Source organism: Paenarthrobacter sp. YJN-5, from assembly GCF_015040095.1.
Classification (GTDB): domain Bacteria; phylum Actinomycetota; class Actinomycetes; order Actinomycetales; family Micrococcaceae; genus Arthrobacter; species Arthrobacter ureafaciens.
Genome location: NZ_CP053545.1, coordinates 355,570 through 379,808 on the forward strand (window position 1 = coordinate 355,570; position 24,239 = coordinate 379,808).

The following is a 24,239-nucleotide window of genomic DNA, read 5'->3' on the forward strand; positions in this document are numbered from 1 at the left end:
GGTCCTGCCCCGGACCTCTGCTTCGCAGAAGCCCCGGACGCCTGTTCATCATGTTGTTCACCACGGCGTGACCATTCCGAACATCATGACGGGGCGCAGCCCCAGCGAAACACTCCGTGGACCGCAGAGGAAGCCACGACGGTCACCGCCCGCCGCAGGCGCACACGACGCCGGAACAAGAACGCCGCGGAAGAACCACCGCCCCCGGGCGAAGCCCTGGGAAACGCGGCGTGAACCACAACGGAAGACGAGCCGGCAAGCGAGGGGCGCAGCCCCGGAGAAACATCACGATGACGAGATGAAAAGGTCGGACGCCGGCGAAGCACTGCGCCGCAGGTGCAGGGGACGGGGCGCAGCCCCGGACAACGAGAAACGAATCGTGAACCAACACGCCAAACAAGCCGGGCACCTGACCGCCCGCCGCAGGCGCCACCAACGACGAGACAACACGCCACGGAGGAACCACCCGACCCAGGGCGAAGCCCTGAGAAAAACACGACGCCCAGCGGACAGAACAACAGGTGACGCAGGAACCGGCACCGCGCAGCGAAACGGGGATCGGAGGCGGAGCGCAGCGACAACGAAGACCCCGGAGAGCGGAAAGAACACGGCCCCGGCCGCGCAGCGGCCAGAGCCCCGGAACGAACCACGAGGCGGGAGATGAGAAGGACAACACGCCGGGCCGCGCGCAGCGCGGACGCGAAGCGCAGCGAAGCACGAACAACAAACCGCGTGCCGCGGCGAAAAGCATGCCGCGGAGCTCACGGCCGCCAGGCCGGGGGCTCGGGCCGCCAGGCCCAGAAGAACACAAAGAAGAACCACACCGCGGAGAACACCACGATGGACTGGACGATGAACAAATCGGATCACGCCAAGGACGAGGGGCGAAGCCCCGAGTCCTCTTAATATGCCGATCCAGCTGCTGTCACTCAAAACTTTTCGCTCCGGCTCCGCCAGGCGTTCGGATTGTCCACAACGGGGCCGCGGCTACCGCCGGCCCGACACACCGCACCACCTGACGGCGGCGCGGGAAGGGGAACAGCTTGCGGCTATCGCCCGGCGCGGGCGGCTGCGTCGAGTGCGGCTTTGGCTTGGGCTATCGCCTCGCGTGCCTGGCGCAGGGCGACCCCCTGTTCACGGTTCGGTCCGGTGCCTTCACGCCAGTCGGAGCGGAGTTCATCTTCGGCGTCACCCAGCAGGGCGAACGCGTTGGAACGCATGTCCTCGAAAGTTGGCAGCTGGTCAGCCATCGCTCATCCTCGTCTCGCGCTGGGCGGGTCGTTCCGTCCTGCCCAGCGTAGCCGGGGAAAGTTCAGGCGGCGAGGAGTTCGGCGGCGGTTGCGACGGGACTGTCGGGTTCCAGGAGGTGGGCGCGGTATTCGAGCAGCGCGGTGTTCACGACGAGGATCCGCGCGGTGAGTTTCTGGACGATACCGGGAAGATCAACGACGGCGAGGTGTAGCCCCTGGGCATCGAGGAGCATGGCGTCGGCGCGGTCAAGTGTGTCCGGTTCCAGCGTCTTCCAGGCGTCGGAGTGGCTCAGTGTTGCTCGGATGGCGCGTGCCAAGCGTGAGCACGTCGGGAACGGTGCCGTGTTGAAGGTTCGGATGAGGGCAGAGCCGAGGGCATTCAGATCATCGAGTGCGGCGCTAAGGTCAGCGGCGGTGCGGGAGTTCATGGGATCCGAATCGCTCAACGGACAGGACGTTCCTGTCTCACTCTTGATGTGTGTGGACGCCGGCACGGGTGTCACCTATCAGCGACGACACTGCCGCGGATGCGGCCAATACGTTTCACGCGGAGGCAGCCTCGGCAGCGGGTTGGGCGGCTCCGATACGGGACATCATCTTCACGTGCGTGTATTCGACCGATCGGCCCAGGACGACGTCGCGGCCCGCGGAGTCTTTACCCCGCAGCTCCGTCACGTCGGGGACCAGGATGCGGATTTGAACGTCGGCGCCCTGGACGTCCCTGAACTTTTCGGCGGCGGCGAACGCGTCGGAGAAGGAAGCGAACCTGCCCCACGAACTGAACCGCTGGTGCACGGTGCCGACGTCGAAGAATTCACCCTCGGCCAGCTGGATCACGAACGGTGCGATGTCCTGGTCCGGGTGCGCTGCCTGCGCGGTGGCAAGGTCCGGGTAGATCTTGCCGCCGTTCTTGAAGATCGACTTGCCGACCGGCAAATAGACGGCGCAGGGGCGCGCGGCGGTTGGGGAGGGCGCCGGGGTGGAGTCCTGGATGGCGGTGTGGATCTTGAGGTCGGTGACGCCGAGCCGGAGGAGGGCTGCGCCGGCCGTGCCGGAGCTGTTGCGGGCAAGTCCTGCGAGCAGGTGCTCGGGACCGACGTGGTTGTCGCCAAGCATCATGGAGGCCCGCAGCGCGTACTCAAGTACCTGCTTCAGGTTCGGAGTGAACGGGTGGTGCCTGCCGTCGTCATAGCTGGTGCCGTACTTCATGGCGGCGACAGTCTGGCCAATGACCGTATCCGGCGTGGTTCCGAGCGCGGCGATGACGGCTTCCGTCTTCGGGGAGATGCCCGGCGGGTTGTGCCAGCGGATTTCAGGGGAGGTGTATCCCGTAACAGCCAGGAGCAGGTGGCTGGTGTTGATGTGGTCCTGGTTGAACTTGGCGGCGATGTCTTTCGCCATGAGGAGGGCGGACCGTGCGGCGTCGTCGAACTTCTCAAACATTGGAAGCCTTCTTCTGTTCGGGGACGTGTGCGTCTGTCGTGCCGAGGACCTTGGCCGGGAAGTGCATCTCCTCGCTGAGCAGGTTGGTGGTGATCGGGTTATGCATGAAGCGGCACCAGGTGGTCTCACCGTCGCGGTAGTAGCCGACCCATTTGCGGAACACGATGCCTCCCGGAGTCAGGATCGATTCGCCGTCCGGCAGCGCCTCGGCCTCTTCGCGGTTGTGAACGAATTCCGGGGAACGTCCAGCGTTGCCGGAGGACGGCGGCGTGGCCGATCCCGGGACGACAACGGGGAACTGGTCTGCGATCTCATCTGTGCGCAGGGAAACCTTGTCGATGATGGTTCGGACCCAGCGGGTTTCGCCGTCAACGGTCGCTTTGGACAGCCCTCCGCGGGAGCGGGTCAGGATGTAGGTCCCGTCCTCCAGGGCTTCGGCTTCCGCGCCGCTGTTGACGAAGTGCAGCGGGACGGGCTCGCCGAGGGAAATTTCGATTGCAGTTTCGATTTCGGCGTCGCTGACGGAAAGGTGGTGGCCTCCGACCGGGTAGCTTCCGTGGCCTTCGACAACGGCGACCTCCCAGCCTCCGGTGTGTTCTTGGAAGGGGACGACGACGAGTCCACTGGAAGGAAGCAGGAGGATTTTGCCCCGGCCTTCGTGGGAGTGGCGACGGCGTGGAAGCAGGGCGCAGTAGTCGTTAATGGACAGGCCTTCAGCGCGCGGGTCGGGTGTGTGCGTCATGTGACTCATGTGTGCGGAACGGCCGCCTCCCGTCACCGGTCGGGGTGCTCTACGATTGCGCCATGGGATTATCCGACGGGTCGGCGGCCTTCGAGGCGCGGCAAGCAGCTGCACGCAAGAAAGCGGGCGAGGCTGTGGAGCGACCACCGGTCACGGAGTTCGAAAGAAGGCTGGCCGAGACCCGACGTGCCGCTCAGAACCTGGCGGCGCAAAATGCCCGTCAACAAACTGAACGGGAGCGCTGGGAAGCGCACGTCGTGGACGAGATGGCCAGGCTGTCGGTGGAGTTCTCCCGGCAGGCCGACGCAATCGGGGTCCGGCCCCTTACCGTCGTGACAGCCAGATCGGAAACGGTCAGGACGCTGATCCTCAACCGCAGCAAGACCCTCTGCCGTGTAGGAGAAGTGATCGGCGAGGGGTGGCTGGTCACCGACTCGGAGGACCTGACCGATCACGGATCCTTGCGGAACCAGTTCATCGTCATGCGGGAGGGGCGGTGGATCGTGACTATCCCCAACGGGAACGGGAGCGCGGGCGGTGAGTTGCGTGGGTTGCCGCGCGGAGTCCACGCGGAAGACGTCTACCCGTTGAACACGCAGCGTGAGGGCATCACCTATATGCGAACGCTCGGCTGGGATTCTTCAAAGATCCAGACGGTTCTGGCCAAGGAACTTCTCCGGATGGAAAGCACCGTGGCGGCAAGGCAATAGCAACCTGGTCGAACCCCTAGCCTGCCAGTACCTCGATCCTGTCTTCGAACGGGACGGGTTCCCAGACGGCGGTCTCGGCGAGGTTCACCTCGATGCCTGATGCGGTCTCGGCGGTGACGGCTTTGGCTACGGGGGCGGCGATGTGGACGCGGGCGCCGGCGGCGTCAGCGGCGTTCCGTGCCCGGTTGTAATTCAGATGCCTGCCGGCACCGTGTGAGATTTCATTGGCTGCCTGCAGGATGGCGGCGGCCCGGGGCGTGAACGGGCTGTGCCCGGACGGGGCGACGTTGCCGCGGCCGATGATCTCCACGATCTTGGCGGTGGCCGCCTCGTAGATGACTTTCAGTTCGGCGAGGGCCTGGCCGGCGATCCCGCGGTCCAGGATCAGTCCCTGAAGCAGGTGCTCGGAGCCGATGTAGTTGTGGGAGAGCGCGCGGGATTCGCGCTGGGCGAGGACGATGATGTTGCGGGCGTCCTGGGTGAATCGCTCAAACATTGCGTTCCTTCTGGATGTTGTCCCTGGTGGCTTCGAGCCAGTCGCGGATGGACTGCTCTGTGGGCCAGCCGCCGGTGTAGCTGTTCTCGTTGCCGCGCTGGTAGTCGTAGAGGGCCGGGTAGCCTTCCGGGCCGTCGAACGTGGCCAGGTACAGGGTCGTGTTGCCGCATGACTTGTACGCGTCGCAGCACCACCGCTTGATGGTTTTAGGCAGGTCGCTCATGGTGTCCTCTGCGTATTTGGTGGAGAAGCACGGAGATCGGCTCCGGTCCGGCCTCCGGTGCGCCGGTGGCGGTCATCAGCTCGGTCAGGCTCTGGCTGATTGCCTCTGTGCTGGCACCGCATGCCGCGATGGCCAGATGGGCGACGGGGGGCGTGGATGTGTCGCCGGTGAGCAGGGAGTGGAGGATGTGGCCGGAATCGATGTCAGTCACGCCGTAACCCTTGGCGCTGCTCAGTGCGTTCAGCAGGACCTGCTTGGAATCGACCGTGAAAGGGATGTGACCGGGGGATGCGGCTATTCCTTCGCCGACGAGTTCGAGGATGTGCCCGCGGACCGCCTCCCGGGTTACGCCATGTGCAGTGAGGGCCTGGCTGGCCTGGGCGCGGTCACTGGTGAGGGCGATGAGCAGGTGTTCGGTGCCGACGTAGCTGTGGTTGAGCATCCGCGCCTCTTCCTGGGCGAGGACGACAACGCGGCGGGCGGTGTCCGTGAAGAGTGCAAACATGATGATCCTTCGGGGCTGGCATGGGTCTCTGATGAACCTCATGTGTGCGGCACCTTGAAGGGCCCTGCCCGTGCAGGCTAGGCGGCGCGGGTCCCGGTCCGCAGTTCGAAGTCGGCAGCTTCGAGTTTCACGACAACGGCAGTGAGGATCTCGAGGGCCTCGGTTGCTTGGACGGTGTGCTTGTCGTAGCGGTCGTAGGTGCCGGCCGTGGTGGTGCGCAGCTCGTTTGCCTTCAGGACGATGTCGTCCATGTCCTGGATCATCCGGGCGGAGGCGACAAGTCCGCCAGGTTCGGGAGCGTCGGTGATCGCCTGCACTTCGATGGCGAGCTCGAAGGCTTCCGTCGCGAGTCCGCTGTGCCCGTCGGCCTCGGCATCCAAGCCAAGGCTGTTGATGATGACTTTGGCAGCTGCCAGTGTGACGGTGCCGGGGTTCAGTTCGAGGCGGCGGGCGACCGTTTCGGTGTCGATGGGAAGCAGGCGAGGGGGCATCTGAGGTCTCCGGTTCCAAGGGTGCAGGCCACGGCGTGTGTCCCTGCCGCTGATGTGTGCGGCAGCCGCGGCAGCGCTCACCCTGATGCGCTCAAAGGTGCCGCTTGGTCGATTACAGTGACGGCGACGACGTCGACGACGGTGTCGTTGCCGCGGCGCCGGTTATGGCTGCGGACACCTTCGGCCATGCCGAGCACAGTCTCGAAGTCCTCATGGAGAGTATGGTCCAGGCTGCGGCGCGCCGAGTCGGGAACGCTCAGGGACGCCATGGCATAGCCGGTGGCGTTGGGCGGATTGAGGTGGCTCATCGGAGTTCCGCTGACGGGGTCCTGGTCCAGCATCGAGATGACGGCCGGGGCGAACATCAGGTCGGGAACGTCGGTGTTGGCCTGGCGTTTTGCTGCCTCGTCTCTGGCGGCACGGAAGGAGCCGAAAAGACCTGCATCTGTGAAGTCCCAGTCGGCGTCGTCTGCACGCCATGCGACGGTGAAGTAGGCGGGGTTGTCCATCAGCTCACCGGTTCCCAGCGCACCGTGGCGGGAAGGGCGACGGCCGCCGGGTCGGAGATGACCCGAAAGAAGCCAGCCTCGGGTCCAGCCAAGATGCCGACCAGGTTCGGGTCAATGACCTGCATCGGGGTGTCTGTGTCATCGACAATGATCGACTCGAGCGGAAGCTCCAGGAGCTCGGTGTGCTGGGTAAGTGTTCTCATGGGCGACATGTGTGCGGGGCGCAGCGAAAAGCTCCCCGGCCCGACGTGGTCAGTAGCCCAGGATCCGTTCCGCCCGTGCGAACAGGGATGCCGCCAGTTCTTCCATGGCAGCCTGGGGGTCGGTGGACCCGGTGGGGTTGGGGACCGCGGCCCGCCATTCGCTGGCTGGCAGGGACAGCAGCTCGGTCCAGGTCATGGCCGCATGGTTGAGGACGCTGACATTGGCGTGGGCGTTCTTGTCGAGCGAGGTATTGATGATGCGCACTTGCAAGATGGTGTGCCGGGCCGGCACGCCGGGGTGGGGTATCTGGGCGTGTGCGGTCTGCGTCAGCTTCGCGGTCAGGCTGTCGCGGCCGTAGCTGGTGTCGACGATATTCAGGTCCATGGGTTCCTCTAAGCGGTTTCGGGATCTGTGGCGGGGCGGTTGATGAAGCGGACTCGCTCCGGAAGGCGAACAGTTCGCCACTGCGTGTTCTGGCCCATGACGACCTCGGTGCCCTCGGCGGCCAGGGCTGTTACGGTCCGGGGCTCGGCTGGGGCGACGATGACGATGTCGGCGACTGAGCCCTGTTCACCGTTGCCGAGTGCCTTTCGGTAGGCGTCACGGTAGTTGAGGAAGTTCCCACCGTCGGCGGCGCGGTAGAAGCCGTGAACCTGGAAGTATTCGCCGTCGTTGAGGACGAGCTCGACGTCGTTGATGTCGTTGCCCGGCCCGTCCGACGGATGGACGACGCCGTAAGCGGTGTTGAACGGCTTGAACTGAAGCTTCCCGTCGGGCCCATAGGAGAAGAACATCTCAAGGGTGTGGACTCGGCCATAGAAGGTTTCCATGGCACTCATGTGTGCGGACCCCGGGATGGCGGTCCCCGGACGGGTCGCTACTTCAGGGTGTGGCCTCCGCCGGGCCACTCAACCCTGGCCAGCGGTGTGGCCATGATCAGCTTCCAGCAGCCGTCGCACGGCTTCTTCGTGGTGGAGAGCGTCGAGCCTTCCATGTCGGCCCAGCTGGCACGGATGATGGCGTTGGCTTCGGCGTGGATGCTGATACAGGCCCCCGGGCCGGTGTCGTAGGAGCTGCCGTAATCCTTGCCGACCGTCGCCCGCGGGCAGGCGCCGCTGGTGAGGCAGCCGGCCATTCCCGACGGTGCTCCGTTGTAGCCAGTGGCGACAATGCGCATGTCGGAGGTCATGATGACGGCACCGACCTGTGCGCGGGAGCAGTCGGCGCGGGCAGCAACTGCGGCCGCGATGCTCATCGCCCATTCGCTCCAGTCGGGTCGGGGATCCGAGGCGGGGGTGCGTTCGGGCAAAGTGCTGGTCTGAGTCATGGCGTTCACATCCCGTTCCAGGATTTGTCCGTGTCTTCGAGGTCGCCGAAGAGTTCGAGGTGCCCGGTGTAGCCGGTGAGTTCGCGGAAGTGGTTGATGACGGAGTCGTGGCTGCGGTGGGCGAACACCTCGGCGCCGTCGGCCAAGAGGATGTGCACCTGCCTGTCGTCGTCCAGGCTGATGACGTAGTCGGGCTCGTGCCTGCGGTCAATGATTTCCCGCAGGACCGACTTGGTGCTGGTCGCATCGAGGTGAGTCAGGTGGCTATAGTCGCCGTTCTCCCAGCCTTGCAGGGGGACCGTGTACTCGAGGGTCTCGCGGATGGTGATGTGGTCAGTCATCGATGTTCTCCGCTGGTTTGGCTCCGGCCCGAGCTTCGTCCAGTGTGGTTTGTCGCTCTTCGTAGGCCTTCTTGAGCTCCTCGGTGAGCCACCGGTGGCTCATTGCCTGGGTGTGTGCGTCCTTGTGCCCAGCCGCGTAGGCCTGGGCGAGGGCCTCGCGAATGACGAAGACAGTGTTGCCGGCGTCGGCCTTGGGGCTGCTGATCTCCCGCACCACGGACTGCAGTTGCTGGTCGAGGTGGGCGGGCATCGGGGTGTAGCTCATGGGTGCCTCGTTTCAGTGGCCCGCGAGGATTTCGCCGGCGCGGTGCTGGAGCCATCCCACATTGGTGGTCATGGCGTGGAGCGTGTCGTGGTTGTTGATGCCGGCGTCGTAGGAGCGGACCCGGATGACGTCGACGGATTCCTGCAGGTCGTTGGCTGCGGCAGTCAGTGCCTGGGCGGCGATGAACCGGGCGGCCGCCGCGATCGCACCGGCGAACAGTGCCCAGGTCCCGTGCTCGGCAAGCCAGTCCTCCTTGCTGACCCCGGGCGGTGGGGTGACTTCGCGCATGGCCTCTTTTGCCGCCTCAAGGGCCTCGGCGGGGAGATTCATTCCGTGCCTGCCTTCGCGGCCGCGGCCCTGCTGTCGGCCATGATCTTCCAGGACTTGTCAGGCTCGTCGAGGTCTCCGAAGCGGAAGATGCGGGAGACGTCATCGCCGAGGGATGCGCAGTGTTCGACGACCGCGTCGTGACTGCGGGACTCAAAGATCCTCTCGCCGTCGGCCAGGAGGTAGTAGAGCTCTGCTTCAAGGTCGGTGCCCAGGGCGTAGTCGACCTCGTGGCGGCGGCCGATCTCCTCGCGGGAGACCACCGTGGCCTTCACGATGTCCTCGCCGTAGGAGTGCTCCGCCTCGTAGTCGTCGCGTGGAAGCCGGATGGTGATTTCGCGGACCTCGCGGTAGGTGATGAAGTCAGTCATGGTCCGGGCCTTTGATGTCGATGCGACGTGTCACGCCGCAACCTCTGCCAGCTGGAGGGACGCGCTGTGTTCGCGGTACCGGCGGATGCCGTCCACGATCGCGTGCAGGGCGTACAGGAACTGGTGGCTGTAGGCGGTCAGGCGCCAGTCGGTGACGTCGTAGAACTCGAACCCGCCGTAGCGGAAGTCCATTGCGGCAGCGATGGCCAGGGATTGGTCTCCGGACGGTCCGTATTCGTCGAGGAGTTCTTCACGGATCTCACGCCAGACGTCGGCGGCGTCGTCCAGTGTCTCCCGGCTGTTCCAGAAATCCTCCATGACGTGACCAATGAAGACGTCCCGGGAGTACTCGCGCGCCGGGCTGTGCACGTCCTGGGCCTGGAGTTTCTCGGCCCAATAGCTGGGGTTGATGCGGCCGCCGCTGCCTTCGAAGAAAGTGAACATGTCCTCGGTACGGGCAAACACGTAGGTGCCGATGTCGCCGTGGAAGGTCAACCGGCCGGGCATCGTGACGATGTCGTACCAGTAGAGGCCGGTGCCTGGCTTGCGGAAGCGCAGGTGCCGGTAGAGGCCCTGGTCGAGGGCGACCTCCATCGCGTGGTCGGCGGTGTCGATCTTGAACATATGCAGGGCAAGCTCTTCATCCTTGCGCTTCGCGGTAGCCATGCCGCTCATGTGTGCGGAAGCGGAGCGTCCGCTCACCAGTCGGGGCAGCGGCAGCTCCGTCCGCCCTGGGCAGCGTCCCGGTGACGATGCCCAGGACGGTTATCCCTTGGCCAGCAGGGAAGACTTCTGAGCCTGGAACTCGTCCTCCGTGAGGATTCCCTGCGACCGAAGCGATGCGAGGCGCTCCAGCTGCCCGATTACATCAGGGCTTTGAACCTGGCTCGGGGCGGCCGGTGCTGATGCCGACTGAGCTGCCTTGGCTGAGCGAATCGCCTCTGCGAGGGTGTCCCCGGAGCCGTGGGGAATGTGAGTCATCACGGCGGTCATGCCCGAGTAGGTGATGGTCAGTGACTCACCTCCAGCGGACTTGGTCGTATGCACCGTCTGAATCACATCCAGATCGAAGGCGGTAAGCGACTCCCGGACGGTAACCAGGCCCTTGTCGAGGAAGAAGACACGGCTGTCTGTGACGACGCCGAGAGCCGATTTCCCGTTGACCTTGCCGACGGCCAACGCCAGGACAGTTTCGCCGCGGTCCATTACGTTCGGAAGGTGGGTAATCTCGCCGATGGCGAAGGCGAGACCGAGGGTCTTGGCCATCAGTGCCGGAATTCCCCGGTCGTAGAGCATTCCTTCAGGGAGGGCCTTGGCGATCTTGGCAATGTGGGCGTAGTGCTTGTCTCCCATGCCCTCAACTGTCCACTTGATGTGGGTCCGGTTGCCCTCACCTTCCACGGCGCCCTCGATCTTGGCGGCCCACTGGTTCAGGCGGAGTGAGCGGGGGACATCAATCTTGAGGTGGCCGAGGGTTTGGGTCTCAAGGGTGAACTTGGCTTTGGAGACGGCGGCGGTGACGGCTTCAAGCGATGTGTCGGGGTCAGCGAGCAGGGTCCAATGGACGGTGCGTTTGATAGGCATGGCCAAACTCTAATCTGTCGTGGGACGGTTGAGGTTCAAGTTGAGGGATGTGTCCGAGGGGGGGCGGGGTTAGCTGTAAGGGCTTCCTGTCCGGTTCGAGGCGGCCGCTTTTTGGCGAAACCGGATCTGTGCTCACCGTCGCCAGGCCCACACCCGATCGGTCTCCTTCAGCGGCATGCCGGCAGGGCCCTTGGTGTAGGAAGGCACCCAGGTGATGCGCCGCTGGGCTCGGTTCTTGCCGTACGCCTGGTTCCGCCAATGGCCGCGGACGATCCACCGGTGCGTGTAGACCCGGCCCGACGCGGACTTCTCCCCGGTTTCGACATGCTCCGGGGCGCGCAGGTCCACGACAGTGACCGTGCTCGAGTGGCCCTTCTTCGCAGCCTTCCGCGCTGCCGGTGTCTTCGGTGTAGAGATGGTGCGGGCGGCGACGGACGAGTTGGCCATCAGATGGGAGGCTGCCGCCAGGAACTGCATCAGACGGTGACTGTTCGCGTCGACGTCTTCATCCTCGGCGGCGAAGAACCTGTCCGCGTGGCCGCGGAAGTAGCGGACCGGTTCGAGGGCCGCCGCGTGCAGCCGGTCCGGCAGGGCGATACCGCGGCAATAGGACTCAATGAAGACCATGCCCTCGAGGATTGTCCAGGAGATGACATCGACGGAAAGGCCTACTTCCACCTGCTGCGCGTCGGCGTTCACGATCCACGTCTTCAGCGTCGGCAGGGGCTTCTCCAGCACCATGACACCGTGGGTGGCTGGCAGATCGGCTCCCGGGGTGAAGCCGGGAACGTCGCTGGCTGCGTCCAGGGCCAGCGCGACCATGTCCGAGGAGACCCAGAACATCTCACCCGAGGCCAGGTTGCGGGCGACTTTCCGGTCATAGGCGATCTGGGTCCGGATGTCGTCGGGCAGATTCTCCAACTTGCCTCCCAGGGAGAGCGCGAAGGAGGCCGGGACGTCAACCTTTTCGTGGATCAGCACCGCACGCACATCGGGAACACTGGAGATCCGCCAGGGGATGTCCATCAGCTGCCTTTCGGTTCTGGGCCTTCCGGGTGGAATTCCGCCATGTAGTCGCGGTACTGCTCGTTCGCGTCTTCGATTCCGCCGTAGTTGTAGCTCGGAACCATCGAGGACACTACCTGGGCGAGTCGGCGAAGTCTTTCCTCTGTGTCCCGCGCGTTGTGTGCCAAAGCTGTGAGGTCCATCGGGTTGGTCGGAATTATGACAGCAAGGGCGGACATTTCCCTGCTGACCCGCATGAGCAAATCGTTGCGGGTGAGCCGCTTGCCGCTCACTGGATCCCGGCCTGCTTCAGCGCCTCGCGGATCTCGTCGGCGCCGGGCGGCAGTGGTGACAATGGTTCAACCCAGGTGATGCCTTCGTAGGCGCCTTTATTGATGAGGGCACCGTTCTGCCACCGCTCCAGGACGGAGGCGACGGCCGCGAGGGCCTTTGCTTCGAGCGAGGGTTGGGCTGGGGCGCTGTTGAGTGCGGTGTACGTGGCGCACGGCCAGACGGAGGCTTTCATAGACAGCTCCGTGCCATCCTGATGATCATCATGATCTTCGCCGTACCCGTTGACGGTTTCGGTGGAGGCGTTCTCCACCCGGGAGCATTCTGCGCAGACCTCGATGAACGGGACGTCCTCCTGGGTGGCCATGACCAGTGCCTCAAACCCCCGCATGGAGTGGCGGGTGTTGACCTGGTGGGCGCGCTCCGCTGTCGGGTAGGTGTGCGTGTCGAGGCGGGTGGCGGCCCGGTATCGGCGGACCGGAGTGTGCAGCGCGAGGACTGCGGCCACCGCAGACGTTGAGGCCTCGTCTATGGCCTTCACGGCGACGACAGCCTCGTGGAAGTCCGAGGCGCTGGGCTTATCCGTCGGTGTCTTGATCCGGCTGCGGCGTGAGTCGACGCCGGCGATCGCCGTGGCAGCGGCCGCCACGCGAGGGTCGCGGATGAACGTCCTGGTCGTCATTTGCAGGGCCGTGCCGTGCGCTCGGCGTAGGTCCGGCCGGCGGGGGTGGCATCCAGCAGGTCGGTCAGCAGGGAATAGGTGAAGTCCTGCTCCATGTGCGCCTTGGCCACGCCCTCGTCGGTCAGGTCCATCTCGCGGTCGAAGCGGAGGAAGGCGAGGAAGTCGTTGACCGCCACGATGGACTGGTGCTGGTAGATCTGGGCGCGGGTGAGGAAGATGGTGCCCTTCTCGGCGCATACCGCGTTGCGGCAGGTGGAACCGGGGAGGCCGTCGCGCTTGACCATCTGGTGGGCGCCGATGGAGCTGGCAATCTGGCGGACTGCCTGCATCTTCTCGAGGTCCAGGTCGCTCGGTTCCTCTGATTCGTGTGTCATGGGGTCCCTTTCAGGAGTGAGGGCGGTTCTTTGGTCACATGTGTGCGGACCGCCTGCCGCCCCTCCCCGGCTATTCGTCGCAGCAGCCGGCCGGGCCCATCGAGTACAAGGTCCTGCCGGTGGTGCTGTCCACAACGACGGTGCAGCGGCCGTTGGCACACAGCCGGCTGACAGGCCGCTGTCGCGCTGCCCGGTCAGCCACGATCCGTGCTGCCTCGATCTGCTTCGGGTCGCCCATCGGGATGTCGAGCATCGCGGACAGCCGGTCCCGGTAATACGGGCCGACGATCCAGGGCCGGCAGCCGGCGAGCCTGATCCGCCGCAGCTCGCTGGTGTGGCGGCGCTGGGTGTCATACCGGCGCCGGGTCATGCAGCCATCGCTTCGACAGCGACGGCATGGGCGGGAAGTCCGGTGCTGAACGGGCTGGGCATCCCGAGGTCCGCCACGGGCTCCAATCCGACACGCAGCGTCCGGTCGGTGACCAAATGCTTGCGACCGCGGACCGAGACCTCCAGTGGGGCACCGGATGCGACGGTGAAGGAGATGGCTCCCTGCTCCAGCTGTACGAGCAGCAGGCGGCCTTGGATGTTCAGCTGGAAGGACAGGCCCTCCCAACCGGCGGGCAGGCGGGGGTCGAAGTGCGGGAGTGCGCCCTGGTCCCGGTAGCCTGCGAAGCCGCTGACCAGAGAGCTCCAGACCCCGCCGGTGGAGGCGATGTGGACGCCGTCAACGGTGTTGCCGTGAGTGTTGTCCAGGTCAATGAACAGGGCGTGGGTGAAGTGTTCCAGTGCGGCCTGCCCGTAGCCGACCTCGGCAGCCATGATCCCCTGGACGCACGCGGAGAGGGTGGAGTCTCCTGTGGTGATCGGGTCATAGAAGTCGAAGGCTCGGCGCTTGTCCTCGGCGGTGAAGTCCTGCCACTGCAGGAACATCGCCAGGACGGTGTCGGCCTGCTTCAGGACCTGGTGCCGGTAAATCACCAGCGGGTGGTAGTTCAGCAGCAGCGGGTATTTGGACCGGGGTGTGGTCCAGTCCCACGGCTCCAGGGTCATGAAGTCGTTGTCCTGCGCGTAGACCTGCAGGTCCTCGTCGTAGGGCAGGTGCATCCGGGTCGCGGCCTGGGTCCAGACGTCCCGTTCCTCGTCGGTGATCCGGGGATCGTCCAGGGCGGCGGCGGCCAGCAGGTTGAACCGGGCCATGACGTTTGTGTAGAGGTTGTCGTTCACGACGGCGGTGTACTCGTCCGGGCCGGTGACGCCGTGAATGTGGAATTGGCCGTCCTTGCCGAAGAATCCGAGGGACGCCCACATCCGGGCAGTCTCGATGAGCAGCTCCGCGCCGGCGTCCGGCTGGAAGGAGGGGTCGTCGCTGGCCCACATGTAGCGGTGGGTGGCGAAGGCGATCGCGGAGGCGATGTGGAACTGGGCGGTGCCGGCCGCGTAGTAGGCACTGGCCTCCAACCCGTTGATGGTCCGCCACGGGAACAGGGCGCCGTCGACGTTCAGCTCCGCAGCACGCTTCCGTGCCAGGGGCAGCATTCCGTGGCGGGATTCGAGGACCTGGCGGGCCGCGGACGGGTTCGTGTAGGTCAGGTACGGCAGGAGGTAGACCTCCTGGTCCCAGAAGTAGTGGCCCTCGTAGCCTGAGCCGCTGACGCCTTTGGCCGGGATCCCGGCGACACCAGCCCGTGCGGTGGCTTGGGAGAGCTGGAATAGGTTCCAGCGGATCGCTTGCTGGACGCCCGGCTGGCCCTTGACGGTGATGTCGGTGGTGGCCCAGTAGTTCCGGTAGTGGGTGGCGGCCTCGGTGAAGATCGCGTTGACGTTCCTGATGCCAGCTTCGGCCGTCTCGGCCAGGTCGGTGACATCGCGCCCGTCGACGGCGTAGCTGACGGTCTTCTCCATCCGGAAGGTGACCCCGGGGGTGAGGGCGAGAACGTAGCGGACGCTGCTCTCGTCCTGGTCTACGACGGTCCCGAACGGGGCGGTTCCGGTGGAGACCCAGTGGTCCACGGCCAGGCCCACCTGCTGGCCGGATTCCGCGGTCTGCCAGGCAAGGCGGAACGAGCCAGCATCGCCGTCAAGCCGGACCGGGTGCAGGACACGTCCTGCGTGGCGGCCGGAGCGCCGCGGATCGTGGTCGGAATGGTCTTCGACGGCCCGGTCCTGGCGGTTGATAATCGAGGAGGTGACGTCGGCGTAGACCTCGCGGTCGGCACTGATCTCCAGGGTGATGCCCAGGCAGCCGCGGGAATTGCACCCGACGGCGCGGCGTTCGGTGGTGGTGACGGTGGCGCCCGAGCGGCAAAGCCAGGTGATGCGGGACAGGTAGAGGCCGGAGCCGAAGTCCAGCGTCCGTCCGTAGTCCAGAACCGTTGAGCCGGCCAGGCTGAGCGCTTCCCCGTCGATGTTCACGGTGAAGTTGGTGGCGTCCGGGACGTAGAGGATCCGCTGGCCGGTACGGGCGAATCCGTAGGCGTTCTCGGCGTGCTTGATGTCCCAGGTCTCGTGGAAGCCGTTGATGAACGTGCCGGGCAGTTCGGCGTCGTCCGCGGCCCAGTGTGCGCCCCTGACCCCGAGGTGTCCGTTGCCGATGGCGAAGAGGGTCTCCAGGGTGCCGGCGTCACCGGGTTCGTAGCGTGTTTCGAGCAGGCTGGACGGTGCAACGGGGAACCGGGTGCGATCGTCGGTGATCAGGGCCATGGGTGCTTCTTTCGGGTTTGGCGGTTCGTAAACAGAGGGTGGAACAGCTGGAGAAGGCCGGAATGCCTTATGAGGGTGGTGGCTGCTCCTGGCATCGGATGCACACCCGGTCGGGGCCCAGGAATACCGTCGCAGCGCGGCACACGCGGCAGTGCCGCCGCGTCACGGGGTGTGTCCGACTGCAGTCCCCGCACATGGCAATCGGAATACCGGTCTGGGTAGTGCTCATCCGATGCCGACGTGTTCGGTCAGCTCGGAGGGCTTGGGAATGGCGAATTCGTGCTTTCCAGCCGGCGCCAGGATGGTCAGTCTGTGCAGGTGCTTGGCGGCGCGGGCGTTCAGGTTGAGGTGCCAGCCGGCGACCATGAGCTGGTTGCGGTCCTGGCCTGCGCCGCCCTTGATGACGGTGCCCTCGACGGTGAAGATGCCGTAGCGGGGGTGGTCGAAGGTGGCGCTCACACGGTCGCCCTTCTTGACTTCCTCGAGGGTGGCGGTCAGGGCCTTGGTGTCACGGCGAAGCTTCGGACCGGCTGCGTGGTCGGCCTCGGCTTCGCGGGCGTCGTGGCGGGCGAGGGTTGTCTCGGAGAGGGCTTGTTCCATGGGTTCTCCTGCTGGTTCGGTGTCCTGTTCGCCTTCCGGCTCCGGGTCGTGTTCGGGGTCTACGGCCGGTGCATAGTCGGCTGCGCATTCGACCTCGGCCACAGGCTGTTCCGGAGCTTGATCCTTGATGTGGACCGGTTCGGGGGCAGGCAGTTGCTCCGCCTGGTGGCGGGCGAAGGCAGCGACGGCGTCGCCACTGTCAGGCCCGGCAGGGACGTCCAAGATGTCTGCGCATCCCTCTCCGTTGCATCGGATGCGGGTCCCGGCCTTGTTCCAGGCATAGGACGAATGGCCGGCGAGGGCCGCGGCCGCCGCGTCAATGAAGTCCAGGACCGCGGTCATGGCTTCTCTTCACCGAGTCCGTCAATGAAGTCCGCGACGGCCAGCTGGGCTCCGGCCATGGCGCGCAGCAGGTCGGTGTCCATCGTGACGGGATAGATCGCGGAGCCGGCCTGCACGGCGCCTTCGTCACCGGTGAATTCGGCGATGGGCAGGAAAGCGCGGGGCACCAGGACGAACTCTTCAAGCACCGCGGCGGTCGCCTCGTCGTCGAATTTGAGGACTTTGCGCAGGTCGATGCTGTGCTGTTTCGCGGGCGTGTAGGAGAAACGCCGCGCCTGTGGAGTGCCATCCTCTCCGCGGTAGTGGATCCAGCCGGCCTCGGGGACCTTGCCGATGGGCCGTTTCATCCAGCGGGTGGCGGTGATCCGCTTCGAGGCAGCCCATTCGTCCATGTCCGTCTCCGCCATGGCGTGCCAGTGGTCGCCGGGCGCCCAGAGCCAGCAGGTGGCCTCGACGGGTTCGGTGTCGTAGATGTCTGCGTGGACCATTACCTGTCTTCTTTCGTGATGGTGCCGTAGCGGCCCACGATCAGGTGGTCGTCGGGGGCGATGACGACCGGGTCCCAGGCCAGCGGCCAGGGAAGTGCCAGGACGTTCGGGTCGTGCCCTTCGGCGGCGTGAAGGTTGTGGAACTGCCGGGCTGTCCAGTCGACGTCGGTTGAGCGGCCGTCGCGGGTCAGGCGGACCCAGGCATGGTCGAAGGCGAGAGGCTGTTCCGGCTCGTCGGCGTGGACCACGACGGCTTCCCACCCGTGCTCACGGGCGAAGGCGGCGAACTGCCCGCTGACCTGCGCGCAGGCCCACGTGTCCGTGTAGTTGTCCTCGGCCTCGGTGATGTCCGGGTAGCGGCGCCAGATGTCCAGGCGCGGCTCGGCGTCGATGAAGCCCTGCAACAGGTCAATGAGTTCCATGGGACGTGCATCCATGCCGGTCACGGTCGGTTCTCCACTGCGGCAAGGACGCGGCGGGCCGCGGCCTTGAGGCCTTCCTGCTCAGGGACGGACGCCGTCTCGTAGAGGATGCCGAGAAGCTCGTTACCGATGTAGCGGGCACCGCGGACGATCGACTCGTCATCGTGGACCGCCTCGTCCGCGGCCTGAAGCTCGCGCATCGCATCCTGCAGGCGCCGACTCAGGTCTCCCCTGTAGTCCAGGGGCTCGGTTGCCTGACGGATTCCCTCCAGCTGCTTCGCCCTCGCGTAGCAGCGGAGGTGGAACTGGCGGTCGTGTTCGAAGCGGCGGATGGCACGCTCTTCAAGGGGCGTGCTTTCCGGCAGGCTGGTGGTCATCGGTTTCTCCGGTGGGTCGGGGCTTTTTTCGGCTGGTCCGGGCATGGCTCTAGTCCTCGACGATGCGGCGCAGGCCTGCTTCGCCGTCTTCCTCGTGGGCACGCAGGACGAAAGCCACAAACGGCCAGCCCGTAGTGATCAGCGCCCGGTTGTCCTCATCTGCTTTCGACCAGAGATCGAACAGCCCGTAGGTGAAGCCGCTGGGCATCGTGCCTCCGGGCAGCCGGAGGTAGCCCAGCAGATCTGCGGCAAGGGAGCGGACGGCGGGGTCGTAAGGATTGCGGCCGGAAGGGTTCATGCGCCTCATGTGTGAGGCATGAGGGTGTTCCCTCCCCGCGGCTTAAACCGGTTCAACCTCGAGGTAGGGGACGGCGGCCCGGAGAACGAATTTGGCACGCTTGCGCATCAGGATGTCCGGGGAGGTGAAGTCGTTGATCTGGGACCGCAGCTGGTTCGCGCCGGCCTCGATCGCGGCCGCTGTCAGGACGGCGCGGTACTCGGACTTTGGGAACTCCACCGGAGCCGTCCCGGTGAGGATGGTCGCGACGTGGGCGTGGTGGAGTTCCAGCGCGGCGTCGTGCCCCTCCGTCTGGAATTCTTCGAGCCCGGTCATCTGCGGATCTTTCTGGGTCCATTCCGCATACTCACGACGGCTGCACGAGCAGCGGTACCAGAACGCGCGCGGCTCATTCCAGCCGTCACCGTCCTCGTCTTCGATGAAGACATGCCCTGCCAGCACGGCCAGGATCCTCTCGTGATCCAGCCGTACGCCAACTGCTGGCGTCGGACTGGTCGGCGCGAGATCCGAATCCGTCGTGGTCATGCTGCCTCTTTCGCTGCTTCTCGCTTGGCGGCCCAGAGCTGTGCCGCTTCCTGCATCGTGATGGGCTTGGCTCCGAGCTTGATTGCCAGGTCCCGCTTGGAGTCGGTGACGTCGAAGTGTTCTTTCCAGATGTGGCCGGGGTTCTGAATCCAGGACCGCTTCAGTCCGAGCCGGGCGGCGAACTCGACCAGCTCCTCCGTGGTGTCAGCGGTCAGGTGGGACCAGTTCGCCGTGATGCGCCCGACAGTGGCCCGCATCCGCATGGAGTCGACGTAGACCGCCACTGTCAGAAGCTGCCGGAATCGCCGGAGCCAAAGTCACCGGAACCGAAGTCGCTGCTGCTGTCCCAGCCACCACTGGTGTCCGGGGTCTCATAGGAGGCGGGCGCCTCGTACCGATCGGGCTCGCGGTACTGCTCCTGCGGCGCCTCGTAGGCGGGGGCTTCGTGGCGTTCCTCGCGGGCCTCTTCGAACCGTTCTTCTCGGCGTTCTTCACGCATCTCCTCGAAGCGTTCTTCCCGGCGGTGCTCGCGCATCCCCTCAACGATCTCCTCGGCGATGATCAGGTTGGTCAGATCGTTTGTCGGGTTGTTGTACGTCTCGACAAACACGGGGCGCTGGTCAACGATGGTCCGCGGTGCCGGGTCGTAGAAGGCCGGGGCGGGTGCCTGCGGTGCTGCCTGACGGGCCACGTAGGGTGCCGGTGCCGTAACAGGGGCGGGGACGAAGTTGTCCCGCGGCGCGGTGGTGGCCTTGGCAGCTGGGCGGCGAACGAGGAAGTACCAGGCCACGACGGCGCCGATGATGATGAGGAAGATCAGGAAGATGGCAGTTCCAATGGACATGTCGGGCCTTTCGGTTGGTATGTAGGTGCTGCCCCAGTCCCCGCCGAACTTGGCTGGGACGTGGCAGTCGGTGTGCTGCTGGGCCGTATGTGTAGGGCGGTGCCAGGAAGCCTCACCGAGGATGCAGGGGCTACTTCTCCGTGCCGGTCAGCCGCCCGCGGCGACAGGGGCCCTCATGCCCGCCACGGCACCATGCGGTGTGCTGTTCGTCCTCTGGAATCTCAACAGCTTCAGCCTCCGGGGCTGCTTCCTGTGCCAGGCGGCCAAACCCCGCTTCGCGGAGCATGTATGCGGAGAAACGTGCCATGTCCCAGTCGGAGCCGAAGCCCTGCCACGAGGCCTCCCGATGGGCGCCCTCGATGACGCGTGCCATGTCGGTCAGTTCGACGTCGTCCCGGATTTGAAGAATGAGTTCGCGGGTGATTCTGACGGTCATGAAAGGTCCTCCATAGGGGTCGGGTTTTGTTGGCCAGCCCGGCGGGGGTCTGGAAGATCAGCGTCGATGGCTGCTTCGGTTCCGATCTGGTCAAGGATGGCGTGAATGTGCATCGGCACGGAGTCGAAGTCGGCCATCTCGCGCTCCAGATGGGCGATCTGTGCGATAACCCGGGTCAGGACTTCGGTGTGGTTGTTCCCGGCCGCTTTCGTGATGCGTTCCTGGACATACTTCTCGAGTTCCTGGGCGCGGTGCTGTTCCAGGGGCAGGTGCATCCCGAGTGGCGTTCCGCAGCGGCACGTTTCCTGATCGTAGATGCGTCCGGCGGCGTCGGTGACGGAGATGTCTTCGCCGTAGCCGCAGTGGATGTCGTCGAACTCCGCGGCAGTCAGTTCGGCAAGGGAGGTCATGCAGCCACGGCCCGCTCGTAGACACTGAGAGTGTTGAGGGTGCTGATGCCCTTGTCCGCGGTGCAGGGGCTGAGGATCTGGATGGCGTCGGGGACTCCGTCGGAGCCGTTGTAGTGCGCAAACCACCAGGCCTCTTCGAGGTCTTCGGTGTAGCGGACTTGTCCGTTGCTTCCGGTGGCCATGAACAGCTCACCTTTACGGAGGGTGACGGTGACGAATGCCAGCGGCAGTGCCTGGTAAAGCGAGCTGTTGAGCATGACAACAGTCCGGTGGCCTTTGGACGCGCAGACCTTGGCAATGGAGGCGCTGAAGGAGGCAGGGGTTTCACTCATGAACCCCATGTGTGCGGAACCAGGAGTTCCTTTACCCGCGGGCCAGATGCGGCGGAAGCTCGATCGTATCCGGGTCCAGTTCGGGCCGGGCGCGCAGATAGCGCAGAGGGTGGCGGAAAGACCTGCCGGACCAGGCGACGTCGGCGGAGACCTCCACGACGATCGGCTCGACACGAGTAAGCCGGACAGGTGACTTGTCCTGGGTGAACCGGTCCAAGGTGCCCGGGGTGATCTCCTCCGGCCAGGGGTGGTTCTCGCGCGGGATGTGCAGGTGCGCGGCCAGGGCCTTGGAAGCCGCCGCGGTCAGCTGGGTAGACCGGCCGACGATCCAAAGCCGGCCCCCGATCGGGAGCCCGGCGACAATGGCGCTCGGGCGGTCCCGCCGGCCGATGACGGCGGCGCACACGACGTCCAGGTCCTGGCGGTGTTTCACCTTCAGCCACTGCCGGACGCCGCCCTCATAGGGTTGGCCGGAGCCCTTCACGACCAAGCCTTCCACCCCGATCTCGGGCAGCTGCTCGAACCAGACGGCGGCTTCGTCAGGGTCGCTGGTGGCGGGGGAGAGGTTCAGCGGCGGCTCCCAGGTCCGGGCGAGCTCCTCCAGCAGCGTGCGTCGGTCCCGTAGCGGCAGCGCCCGGGTGTCCTGTCCTGCGACGGCGAGGACGTCGAAGGCGGCGAACGAGGCGGGTCGTTCCCGGATGAAGGCCGGCAGGGCGGCCTTGGAAGTGGTCATGCGTTGCTGAAGGGTGTTGAAGTCGAGGCGCCCGTTCGACCAGATGAGCGTCTCGCCATCCACGACGCAGCCCGGCGGGATCTGCTCCTCGGCGGCGGCGATCACGTCGGGGAAGTAACGGGACAGGTCCTTGCCCTGCCGGGAGAAAAGCACCGCGCCGTCATCGGTGACCGTCAGTGACGTCCTGAAGCCATCCCACTTGGGCTCGTAGAGGCACCCGCCGGGCAAGGCAGTTGGGGCGGGGATGCGGTTGACGGGTTTTGCCGCGGCCAGAGGCAGAGGCGGCCGCAGCGGCGGCGGAAGAGTCGACATATGGGGAGACGGGAACGGCCGCCGTCGGGTCAGAGTCCGTGCCGGCGGCCGTCACCTGGCTGGTTAGCCCGGAACGTTCCGGGGGTCGTGGCCGTAGCTGTTCTTTTCGGAGATGCTGCCGTCCTGGTTCTTGATGACGTGCTCGACCTTGTCGGCCTGCGCAGCTTCCCGGCCGGCGGCGATCGCCTCGTCCTTGGTGCCGTACCCGGCTCCAAAAGCCCGGTCAGTGCCTTCTCGGCGGTTCTTCCACGAACCGTCTTCCCAATACGTCTCGATGTCGCCCTGTGCCACGGTCTGCCCTTTCGGTCGGTATCGCTTACGCTCGTCACGATACACACCGGGACAGGCCGTTACGGGGAACCTGGCAGAATGTGCCCGGTGGTTAGCTGCCACATTGGCATAATGAGCCCATGCCGATCTCATGGTCAGACGCCGTTGCCGACGCCGACTCCTCAGACGCGCCGGCCAGATACCGGCGGGCCCTTCAGCAAGTCGAGGACATTCGGCCTCTCGTTGAGTCGTACATCCAGGCAGTGAAGGACTCGGGTCAGTGGCCAATGGCTCCGCGCAGCGAGTGGGACCCGACTCCGACTCCCAGGCACATCTACACAACACTTGTCGACAACGGGAAGCGCCGGTGCCTGTGCGCCTGGCACGACGGTTCCTGGTTTGTAGAGGATCTTGTGACCACAGACAGGGTCACCGACCACCTAATAAGTGTCCGCCCGGGCCAGGGTCCGAGAATCGGGGTCGACAGCAGTCCCGAACTCTTCATGACGAACCCGCACTTCGACCTCTACATGGACGCGATGGAGCGCGTGAAGGACTGGCTGCCACGCGACCTTGTCGCGAGTCTCCGGTCCATGGACATTCCTATACCCACAGCGTAGGCCGCCTCACCGCTGCTCGGCAGGCGCACCCGCAGGACGTCTTCAGAAATCGGGCATCAGCACAGAGTGGAGAGTCTTACGTCGGTCATGTTTGCTTGTCCGTCTTTGCCTTGGACTTGCGTGCACGGCGCCGGTCTTCGCGGGCGACCCGGCGGGTCATGGGGGCAATGATGTTCACGGCCGGTCCGATCTCCGGCTTGGCTTCTTCCAGTTTCCTGATCGCCTCAAGGTGGCCGGCGATGAACCGGTCCGCCTGCTCCTGCGGCATCGGCTCATGGCCCGTGAGTCCAGCTTGGCGGTCTTGGATGCGCCGGATCAGTTCCCGGCGCGTGGCGATGGAGTCCTTGGCGGCCCGTTTGCGGTGGGCCAGATCGGCAGCACCGTCATCCTCCAGCCGGTAGAGCCGGGCCCGGACGGCTGCCTGCGGGAACCGCTCGGCGAGAGCTTCGTCCTCGTCGATGTGGATTCCGAAGTGGTTGATGGGGCCTGGTGTCATGAGGCTTCCTTCAGTGCATGGGCCGCTGCGGCCGCGCGGGGCTGGTGGATCGGGCAGGGCGAGATGGTCATGCAGACGCCGCAGTGCCGGATGGACCGGCGGCCGAACGTCACGGGCGCGTCCCTGTGCAGTGGTTCGCGGTGGGCGGTCCGGGCAGCGGAGGCCATCAGGGAAATGATGAACGTCAGCGGCGGCGGCTCAGGTGTCAGCCGGGGTGCCGTCTTTTTGGCGCGGAGCTTGCCGTTGCCGTCGGGCGCCAGCAACCCCCAACCGTCAGGCAATTCGCCCGGCTTGACGATCGAAGCGTCCGGAACGACCAGCCACCAGTGGTGCATGTACTGTTTGATGGCCTCCGCTTTGGACGGGTCGCGGAGCTCGGTCAGCCAGTCGGCCCGGGAAACCTTCACTTCGTGTCCGTGCAGGGCCAGCTTCTCGCCAGCAGCACCGCCACCGTACTTGTCGCCAGCCACGAAGTCTGCGATCCGGTCACCATCGGCGTAGCCCATCGAGCTTTTCACGTGCTCGGCCCTGACCCAACGGTCGGAGATGGTGCCGCGGCGCACTGCCGTGTATCGCTCCAGCAGCAGGTTCAGCATGTCCCGTTCAGTCGCCACGTTCGTGCCTCGGCCTGGAGTTCCGGTATTTGGCGGCCACGGCCAATGTAAGGCCGAGCAGGATGAGAGCCACCGAAGCGAGGAGGAGCGGCGGGGTGGCGGTTTTGGCGCCGTCGCTGAGGGCGTTGATACCCGCGGCGATACTCAGCGCTGAGGCGGTGAGCATCATGGACGCGATGGCAATCGTCCAAGCTTTCATGAGGGCTTCCTTTGGTGGGAGGCTGGGTCAAACCACCATGTGTGCGGCCATGGGAATTGCCCTCCCCTGCCGCGGTTC

Annotated in this window: 44 protein-coding genes; 3 read left to right on the forward strand and 41 right to left on the reverse strand. The window is 65.5% G+C overall.

Features of this window, described 5'->3' with window-relative positions:
- The first annotated feature begins 660 nt into the window (after nucleotides 1-660).
- Entirely contained in the window at nucleotides 661-906 is a 246-nt protein-coding gene (locus tag HMI59_RS23230) for a hypothetical protein (protein ID WP_193593954.1), read from the forward strand.
- A 143-nt stretch (nucleotides 907-1,049) separates the two neighbouring features.
- Here HMI59_RS23230 and HMI59_RS23235 read toward each other — a convergent pair whose 3' ends face one another.
- The 4 genes from HMI59_RS23235 to HMI59_RS23250 form a co-directional block, all read right to left on the reverse strand.
- Nucleotides 1,050-1,250, reverse strand: coding sequence for a hypothetical protein (locus HMI59_RS23235; protein ID WP_193593955.1), 201 nt, complete (start codon nucleotides 1,248-1,250; stop codon nucleotides 1,050-1,052).
- Between the two features lie 62 nt (nucleotides 1,251-1,312).
- A complete protein-coding gene (locus HMI59_RS23240) occupies nucleotides 1,313-1,696 on the reverse strand; it encodes a hypothetical protein (RefSeq protein ID WP_193593956.1) in 384 nt (127 codons plus the stop codon).
- 97 nt (nucleotides 1,697-1,793) lie between these two features.
- Nucleotides 1,794-2,693: a Clp protease N-terminal domain-containing protein gene (locus HMI59_RS23245; RefSeq protein ID WP_193593957.1), complete on the reverse strand. Its 900-nt coding sequence runs from the start codon at nucleotides 2,691-2,693 to the stop codon at nucleotides 1,794-1,796.
- Nucleotides 2,686-3,435 (reverse strand): hypothetical protein, encoded by a 750-nt coding sequence (locus HMI59_RS23250; RefSeq protein WP_193593958.1) that lies wholly within the window; start codon nucleotides 3,433-3,435, stop codon nucleotides 2,686-2,688. The genes HMI59_RS23245 and HMI59_RS23250 overlap by 8 nt, the downstream gene beginning before the upstream one ends.
- A 62-nt stretch (nucleotides 3,436-3,497) precedes the next feature.
- On the opposite strand from HMI59_RS23250, the gene HMI59_RS23255 reads away from it, so the two are divergent.
- Complete coding sequence (locus HMI59_RS23255) at nucleotides 3,498-4,145, forward strand: hypothetical protein (RefSeq protein WP_193593959.1); 648 nt, start codon at nucleotides 3,498-3,500, stop codon at nucleotides 4,143-4,145.
- A 16-nt stretch (nucleotides 4,146-4,161) separates the two neighbouring features.
- Here the strand turns inward: HMI59_RS23255 and HMI59_RS23260 are convergent, their stop codons facing one another.
- From HMI59_RS23260 to HMI59_RS23425, 34 genes are all read right to left on the reverse strand, one after another.
- Nucleotides 4,162-4,641: a Clp protease N-terminal domain-containing protein gene (locus HMI59_RS23260; RefSeq protein ID WP_193593960.1), complete on the reverse strand. Its 480-nt coding sequence runs from the start codon at nucleotides 4,639-4,641 to the stop codon at nucleotides 4,162-4,164.
- Nucleotides 4,634-4,864 (reverse strand): hypothetical protein, encoded by a 231-nt coding sequence (locus HMI59_RS23265; RefSeq protein WP_193593961.1) that lies wholly within the window; start codon nucleotides 4,862-4,864, stop codon nucleotides 4,634-4,636. Before HMI59_RS23265 ends, HMI59_RS23260 begins: the two co-directional genes overlap by 8 nt.
- Entirely contained in the window at nucleotides 4,848-5,369 is a 522-nt protein-coding gene (locus HMI59_RS23270; RefSeq protein ID WP_193593962.1) for a Clp protease N-terminal domain-containing protein, read from the reverse strand. The genes HMI59_RS23265 and HMI59_RS23270 overlap by 17 nt, the downstream gene beginning before the upstream one ends.
- 77 nt (nucleotides 5,370-5,446) lie before the next feature.
- Nucleotides 5,447-5,860 carry a hypothetical protein gene (locus tag HMI59_RS23275; protein WP_193593963.1) on the reverse strand — a complete coding sequence of 138 codons (414 nt, stop codon included), beginning with the start codon at nucleotides 5,858-5,860 and terminating at the stop codon, nucleotides 5,447-5,449.
- Between the two features lie 77 nt (nucleotides 5,861-5,937).
- The gene (locus tag HMI59_RS23280) at nucleotides 5,938-6,369 is read right to left on the reverse strand and encodes a hypothetical protein (RefSeq protein ID WP_193593964.1); all 432 of its coding nucleotides are present in this window, start codon (nucleotides 6,367-6,369) and stop codon (nucleotides 5,938-5,940) included.
- Nucleotides 6,369-6,572 (reverse strand): hypothetical protein, encoded by a 204-nt coding sequence (locus HMI59_RS23285; protein WP_193593965.1) that lies wholly within the window; start codon nucleotides 6,570-6,572, stop codon nucleotides 6,369-6,371. The genes HMI59_RS23280 and HMI59_RS23285 overlap by 1 nt, the downstream gene beginning before the upstream one ends.
- A 49-nt stretch (nucleotides 6,573-6,621) precedes the next feature.
- A complete protein-coding gene (locus tag HMI59_RS23290; RefSeq protein WP_193593966.1) occupies nucleotides 6,622-6,957 on the reverse strand; it encodes a hypothetical protein in 336 nt (111 codons plus the stop codon).
- An 8-nt stretch (nucleotides 6,958-6,965) separates the two neighbouring features.
- Complete coding sequence (locus HMI59_RS23295) at nucleotides 6,966-7,403, reverse strand: hypothetical protein (protein ID WP_227471674.1); 438 nt, start codon at nucleotides 7,401-7,403, stop codon at nucleotides 6,966-6,968.
- Nucleotides 7,404-7,450: 47 nt separating this feature from the next.
- The gene (locus HMI59_RS23300) at nucleotides 7,451-7,900 is read right to left on the reverse strand and encodes a deaminase (RefSeq protein WP_193593967.1); all 450 of its coding nucleotides are present in this window, start codon (nucleotides 7,898-7,900) and stop codon (nucleotides 7,451-7,453) included.
- Between the two features lie 5 nt (nucleotides 7,901-7,905).
- Nucleotides 7,906-8,241 carry a hypothetical protein gene (locus tag HMI59_RS23305; protein ID WP_193593968.1) on the reverse strand — a complete coding sequence of 112 codons (336 nt, stop codon included), beginning with the start codon at nucleotides 8,239-8,241 and terminating at the stop codon, nucleotides 7,906-7,908.
- Nucleotides 8,234-8,506, reverse strand: coding sequence for a hypothetical protein (locus HMI59_RS23310; protein ID WP_193593969.1), 273 nt, complete (start codon nucleotides 8,504-8,506; stop codon nucleotides 8,234-8,236). The genes HMI59_RS23305 and HMI59_RS23310 overlap by 8 nt, the downstream gene beginning before the upstream one ends.
- Before the next feature lie 12 nt (nucleotides 8,507-8,518).
- Nucleotides 8,519-8,836, reverse strand: a complete 318-nt coding sequence (locus tag HMI59_RS23315; protein WP_193593970.1) for a hypothetical protein — start codon at nucleotides 8,834-8,836, stop codon at nucleotides 8,519-8,521.
- Nucleotides 8,833-9,204: a hypothetical protein gene (locus HMI59_RS23320; RefSeq protein ID WP_193593971.1), complete on the reverse strand. Its 372-nt coding sequence runs from the start codon at nucleotides 9,202-9,204 to the stop codon at nucleotides 8,833-8,835. The genes HMI59_RS23315 and HMI59_RS23320 overlap by 4 nt, the downstream gene beginning before the upstream one ends.
- Nucleotides 9,205-9,234: 30 nt before the next feature.
- Entirely contained in the window at nucleotides 9,235-9,870 is a 636-nt protein-coding gene (locus tag HMI59_RS23325) for a hypothetical protein (RefSeq protein ID WP_193593972.1), read from the reverse strand.
- Nucleotides 9,871-9,969: 99 nt separating this feature from the next.
- Nucleotides 9,970-10,788, reverse strand: coding sequence for a PH domain-containing protein (locus HMI59_RS23330; protein ID WP_193593973.1), 819 nt, complete (start codon nucleotides 10,786-10,788; stop codon nucleotides 9,970-9,972).
- A 132-nt stretch (nucleotides 10,789-10,920) separates the two neighbouring features.
- Nucleotides 10,921-11,814 (reverse strand): hypothetical protein, encoded by an 894-nt coding sequence (locus tag HMI59_RS23335; protein ID WP_193593974.1) that lies wholly within the window; start codon nucleotides 11,812-11,814, stop codon nucleotides 10,921-10,923.
- Nucleotides 11,814-12,086, reverse strand: coding sequence for a hypothetical protein (locus tag HMI59_RS23340; protein WP_193593975.1), 273 nt, complete (start codon nucleotides 12,084-12,086; stop codon nucleotides 11,814-11,816). Before HMI59_RS23340 ends, HMI59_RS23335 begins: the two co-directional genes overlap by 1 nt.
- Nucleotides 12,083-12,766, reverse strand: coding sequence for a hypothetical protein (locus HMI59_RS23345; RefSeq protein ID WP_193593976.1), 684 nt, complete (start codon nucleotides 12,764-12,766; stop codon nucleotides 12,083-12,085). The genes HMI59_RS23340 and HMI59_RS23345 overlap by 4 nt, the downstream gene beginning before the upstream one ends.
- Nucleotides 12,763-13,140: a hypothetical protein gene (locus HMI59_RS23350; RefSeq protein ID WP_193593977.1), complete on the reverse strand. Its 378-nt coding sequence runs from the start codon at nucleotides 13,138-13,140 to the stop codon at nucleotides 12,763-12,765. The genes HMI59_RS23345 and HMI59_RS23350 overlap by 4 nt, the downstream gene beginning before the upstream one ends.
- Nucleotides 13,141-13,210: 70 nt before the next feature.
- Nucleotides 13,211-13,510, reverse strand: a complete 300-nt coding sequence (locus HMI59_RS23355) for a hypothetical protein (RefSeq protein ID WP_193593978.1) — start codon at nucleotides 13,508-13,510, stop codon at nucleotides 13,211-13,213.
- Nucleotides 13,507-15,843 (reverse strand): glycoside hydrolase family 65 protein, encoded by a 2,337-nt coding sequence (locus HMI59_RS23360; RefSeq protein ID WP_193593979.1) that lies wholly within the window; start codon nucleotides 15,841-15,843, stop codon nucleotides 13,507-13,509. Before HMI59_RS23360 ends, HMI59_RS23355 begins: the two co-directional genes overlap by 4 nt.
- Nucleotides 15,844-16,068: 225 nt before the next feature.
- The gene (locus tag HMI59_RS23365; protein WP_193593980.1) at nucleotides 16,069-16,785 is read right to left on the reverse strand and encodes a hypothetical protein; all 717 of its coding nucleotides are present in this window, start codon (nucleotides 16,783-16,785) and stop codon (nucleotides 16,069-16,071) included.
- Nucleotides 16,782-17,273 carry a hypothetical protein gene (locus HMI59_RS23370; RefSeq protein WP_193593981.1) on the reverse strand — a complete coding sequence of 164 codons (492 nt, stop codon included), beginning with the start codon at nucleotides 17,271-17,273 and terminating at the stop codon, nucleotides 16,782-16,784. The genes HMI59_RS23365 and HMI59_RS23370 overlap by 4 nt, the downstream gene beginning before the upstream one ends.
- On the reverse strand, nucleotides 17,273-17,710 hold the full coding sequence (locus HMI59_RS23375; protein WP_193594379.1) for a hypothetical protein: 438 nt from the start codon (nucleotides 17,708-17,710) through the stop codon (nucleotides 17,273-17,275). The genes HMI59_RS23370 and HMI59_RS23375 overlap by 1 nt, the downstream gene beginning before the upstream one ends.
- Nucleotides 17,711-17,715: 5 nt before the next feature.
- Nucleotides 17,716-18,072, reverse strand: coding sequence for a hypothetical protein (locus HMI59_RS23380; RefSeq protein ID WP_193593982.1), 357 nt, complete (start codon nucleotides 18,070-18,072; stop codon nucleotides 17,716-17,718).
- A 49-nt stretch (nucleotides 18,073-18,121) separates the two neighbouring features.
- Complete coding sequence (locus HMI59_RS23385; protein WP_227471675.1) at nucleotides 18,122-18,370, reverse strand: hypothetical protein; 249 nt, start codon at nucleotides 18,368-18,370, stop codon at nucleotides 18,122-18,124.
- Nucleotides 18,371-18,412: 42 nt separating this feature from the next.
- Nucleotides 18,413-18,895, reverse strand: a complete 483-nt coding sequence (locus tag HMI59_RS23390; RefSeq protein ID WP_193593984.1) for a hypothetical protein — start codon at nucleotides 18,893-18,895, stop codon at nucleotides 18,413-18,415.
- Nucleotides 18,892-19,179, reverse strand: coding sequence for a DUF4031 domain-containing protein (locus HMI59_RS23395; RefSeq protein WP_193593985.1), 288 nt, complete (start codon nucleotides 19,177-19,179; stop codon nucleotides 18,892-18,894). The genes HMI59_RS23390 and HMI59_RS23395 overlap by 4 nt, the downstream gene beginning before the upstream one ends.
- 2 nt (nucleotides 19,180-19,181) lie before the next feature.
- Complete coding sequence (locus HMI59_RS23400; RefSeq protein ID WP_193593986.1) at nucleotides 19,182-19,739, reverse strand: hypothetical protein; 558 nt, start codon at nucleotides 19,737-19,739, stop codon at nucleotides 19,182-19,184.
- A 130-nt stretch (nucleotides 19,740-19,869) separates the two neighbouring features.
- Nucleotides 19,870-20,175: a hypothetical protein gene (locus HMI59_RS23405; protein ID WP_193593987.1), complete on the reverse strand. Its 306-nt coding sequence runs from the start codon at nucleotides 20,173-20,175 to the stop codon at nucleotides 19,870-19,872.
- Complete coding sequence (locus tag HMI59_RS23410; protein ID WP_193593988.1) at nucleotides 20,172-20,585, reverse strand: hypothetical protein; 414 nt, start codon at nucleotides 20,583-20,585, stop codon at nucleotides 20,172-20,174. Before HMI59_RS23410 ends, HMI59_RS23405 begins: the two co-directional genes overlap by 4 nt.
- Nucleotides 20,582-20,917, reverse strand: a complete 336-nt coding sequence (locus HMI59_RS23415; RefSeq protein WP_193593989.1) for a hypothetical protein — start codon at nucleotides 20,915-20,917, stop codon at nucleotides 20,582-20,584. Before HMI59_RS23415 ends, HMI59_RS23410 begins: the two co-directional genes overlap by 4 nt.
- Nucleotides 20,918-20,948: 31 nt before the next feature.
- Nucleotides 20,949-21,962, reverse strand: coding sequence for an ATP-dependent DNA ligase (locus HMI59_RS23420; RefSeq protein ID WP_193593990.1), 1,014 nt, complete (start codon nucleotides 21,960-21,962; stop codon nucleotides 20,949-20,951).
- A gap of 63 nt (nucleotides 21,963-22,025) precedes the next feature.
- Entirely contained in the window at nucleotides 22,026-22,253 is a 228-nt protein-coding gene (locus HMI59_RS23425; protein WP_193593991.1) for a DUF2188 domain-containing protein, read from the reverse strand.
- 119 nt (nucleotides 22,254-22,372) lie between these two features.
- Here HMI59_RS23425 and HMI59_RS23430 point away from each other — a divergent pair, with 119 nt between their 5' ends.
- A complete protein-coding gene (locus tag HMI59_RS23430; protein ID WP_193593992.1) occupies nucleotides 22,373-22,852 on the forward strand; it encodes a hypothetical protein in 480 nt (159 codons plus the stop codon).
- Between the two features lie 85 nt (nucleotides 22,853-22,937).
- Here HMI59_RS23430 and HMI59_RS23435 read toward each other — a convergent pair whose 3' ends face one another.
- The 3 genes from HMI59_RS23435 to HMI59_RS23445 are packed head-to-tail and all read right to left on the reverse strand — an operon-like array spanning nucleotide 22,938 to nucleotide 24,161.
- A complete protein-coding gene (locus HMI59_RS23435) occupies nucleotides 22,938-23,348 on the reverse strand; it encodes a hypothetical protein (RefSeq protein ID WP_193593993.1) in 411 nt (136 codons plus the stop codon).
- The gene (locus tag HMI59_RS23440) at nucleotides 23,345-23,962 is read right to left on the reverse strand and encodes a hypothetical protein (protein ID WP_193593994.1); all 618 of its coding nucleotides are present in this window, start codon (nucleotides 23,960-23,962) and stop codon (nucleotides 23,345-23,347) included. Before HMI59_RS23440 ends, HMI59_RS23435 begins: the two co-directional genes overlap by 4 nt.
- Nucleotides 23,952-24,161 (reverse strand): hypothetical protein, encoded by a 210-nt coding sequence (locus HMI59_RS23445; protein WP_193593995.1) that lies wholly within the window; start codon nucleotides 24,159-24,161, stop codon nucleotides 23,952-23,954. Before HMI59_RS23445 ends, HMI59_RS23440 begins: the two co-directional genes overlap by 11 nt.
- Nucleotides 24,162-24,239 lie beyond the last annotated feature (78 nt).